This window comes from Actinoplanes subtropicus, assembly GCF_000721705.1.
Lineage (GTDB): Bacteria > Actinomycetota > Actinomycetes > Mycobacteriales > Micromonosporaceae > Actinoplanes > Actinoplanes subtropicus.
The window spans coordinates 1-2,701 of record NZ_JOJL01000102.1; the positions used below are offsets into that span (position 1 = coordinate 1).

General features: G+C 69.0%; 3 protein-coding genes. All 3 read left to right on the forward strand.

The genetic code is table 11. The features are described from left to right. Positions 1-189: 189 nt before the first annotated feature. The 3 genes from istA to IH26_RS0152235 are packed head-to-tail and all read left to right on the forward strand — an operon-like array spanning position 190 to position 2,627. Positions 190-1,599: an IS21 family transposase gene (istA, locus tag IH26_RS0152225; protein ID WP_030443766.1), complete on the forward strand. Its 1,410-nt coding sequence runs from the start codon at positions 190-192 to the stop codon at positions 1,597-1,599. Beyond that, entirely contained in the window at positions 1,596-2,357 is a 762-nt protein-coding gene (gene istB, locus IH26_RS0152230) for an IS21-like element helper ATPase IstB (RefSeq protein WP_030443767.1), read from the forward strand. Before istA ends, istB begins: the two co-directional genes overlap by 4 nt. A gap of 24 nt (positions 2,358-2,381) precedes the next feature. Beyond that, positions 2,382-2,627, forward strand: coding sequence for a hypothetical protein (locus IH26_RS0152235; protein WP_051810114.1), 246 nt, complete (start codon positions 2,382-2,384; stop codon positions 2,625-2,627). The last annotated feature ends 74 nt before the right edge of the window (positions 2,628-2,701 follow it).

Here is a 2,701-nt window from a genome sequence, read left to right on the forward strand (position 1 = left end):
ACCACGTTGGACAGATGCGAAAGGACCTTGATCAGGCTTGAGAGCACCACGCTGATCATGGACCAGCCCGACGCCCGTCACAAGATCAGCGACAGACCCGATGAACGTGCCCAGGTCCGGGCGTTCAGGGGTTGCGAGCCGGGTGAGACTTCGTCCTGTTTGAGGTGATTCAGGGACGGGGGCTGCGGTGTGGTGCTGGACGCGGAGCGGTGGCTGGAGCTGCGCCGGTTCCGGGCGCTGCGTGACGTGGGGTTGAGCATCTCCGAGATCGCCCGGGAGACCGGGCTGCACCGGCGGACCGTGCGCAAATACCTGAACGGCGGGGTGGGGCAGGCGCCGCAGCGGGCGGCGCGTCCGCGGCGGCCTCTGGCGGTGGATGCGTTCGCGCACGTGATCGACGCGTGGCTGCGGGCGGAGTTGCTGCTCAAAGGCACCGTGATCCATGAGCGGCTGGTCGAGCAGTACGGGTTCGCGGGGAACTACCAGCGGGTCAAGCTGTATCTGCAGGAAGCCCGGCCGCGGATCGCCGCGGAGCTCGGGATCGCCCCGGACCAACTGGCCGGGCTGCACCGCCGGTTCGAGGTCGTTCCCGGCGCCCAGGCGCAGGTGGACTGGGGCGACGAGGGCGGCATCCTGGCCCATGTGGGGGTCGCGAAGGTCTACTCGTTCCACATGGTGCTGTCGTACTCGCGGGATCCGTTCTGCTGCTTCACCACCAGCCAGGACCTGGCCGCGTTCTGGGACTGCCACCGGCGGGCGTTCGCGCACTTCGGCGGGGTGCCCGGATCGATCGTCTACGACCGGACCAAGACCGTGGTCCGCCGGCACGTCGCCCCGGGCCTCGCAGTCCCGCTGCATCCGGAGGCGGTCGGGTTCGCCGGGCACTACGACTTCGACATCGACGTCCTGGCGGCCTACCGGCCGACCGGGAAAGGACGCGTCGAGCGGCAGGTCACCATCGTGCGTGATCATGTCCTGGCCGGGCGCGGGTTCGCCTCGATCGAGGAACTGGACGCCGCGTTCCTGGCATGGGTGCCGGACCGGCGTTCCCGCACGCACCGCACCCACGGGGAGGTCATCGGAGTGCGGGCGGCCCGTGACCACGCCGCGCTTCGGCCGATCCCGAACCGGCCGTATGTGGTTGTCGACCGGCACCTGCGGCACGTCGGCAAGGACTGCCTGGTCGCCTACGCCGGGAACCTGTATTCGGTGCCGGCCCGCCGGGTCCGGCACCGGCAGCTGGTCGAGATCCGCGCGAGCGCCGCCACGATCACCATCCACGCCACCGTCGCCGAGGCCGGCGGGGACACGCTGCTGGCCAGCCACCCCCGGGCGGTCGGCCGCGGCGCCCGCGTCGTCGACGAAACGCACTGGGACGGCCTGCCCGACGGGCACACCCGCGCGGTCACCACCGGCGACACGCCGCCGCAACCACGGCTGCGGGACCGGCCCGCGGGCAGCCCGCTGCAGGCTCTGCTCACCCGGGCAGCCGCGGCGCAGGTCACCGTCGCCGCCCGGCCGCTGTCGGTCTATGACCAGATCGCCGGCACGAGTCCGTTCACGCCTGCCCGCACCCACCTGAAGGACGTTTCGAAGTGACTGAGCTGGTCACCAGCCGCATCCAGGCCAGCGCCACCAAGCTCGGCCTACCGCACCTGTCGATCACCCTGCACGAGCTGGCTAAACGCGCTGACGCCGACGCGATGAGCTATCTCGACTTCCTAGATCTGGTCCTGCAGGAAGAACTCGCCGTCCGCGACGACCGGCGCTTCCGCGCCGGGCTACGGCTGTCGAAGCTGCCGCACCACAAAACCCTCGACGACTACGAGTTCGCCTTCCAACCCGAGCTGGACCCCCGCAAGATCCGCGAGCTGGCCACCCTCGCGTTCGTCCAGGCCCACGCGAACGTCGCCCTCCTGGGGCCGCCCGGGGTCGGCAAGACCCACATCGCCGTCGCTCTCGCGGTCGCGGCCTGCCGGGCCGGGTTCACCGTCTACTTCACCACCCTCGACGACATGGTCCGCCACCTCAAAGCCGCCGACGCGATCGGCCGGCTCACCAGCAAGCTGCGCACCTACCTACGCCCGAACGTCCTGGTGATCGACGAGGTGGGCTACCAACCGCTGGAACGGGCCGAGGCGAATCTGGTCTTCCAGGTCATCTCGAAGCGGTATGAAAAGGGCTCGACTTTGCTCACCTCGAACAAAAGCTTCGGCGAATGGGGCCAGGTCTTCGGCGACGAGGTCCTGGCCACCGCCATCCTCGACCGGCTGCTGCACCACTGCGACGTCGTCGCGATCAACGGACCCAGCTACCGACTCAAGAACCGCCTGGCCGCCCTCGAGAACGTCGCCTAACACGACCAGCAAGCCAGGCACCCCGTGACCAGCCGCCGCGCCCAGCACAAGCAAGACCTCGAGCAAGACCTCGAGCAACTCCTCGAACTATGTGAACAGTTCTTCGGTCACGCCAGCCCGGCAACCAGCCGCGAGGTCGACACCCTCCTGCGAGCCCACGGCATCCACGGCGGACCCGGCTGGCTCGTCGACATGCTCGCCTTCGCCCGCTACCGCCTCCAACACCCCCACCTCAACGACCTCGATCTGGGCATCTCCACCGACGACTGAGACCCCAACCCCAAGATCGACATCTGGGCACGTCCACGCGTACTTACCTGGGCACATTCACCAGTACGCCGACA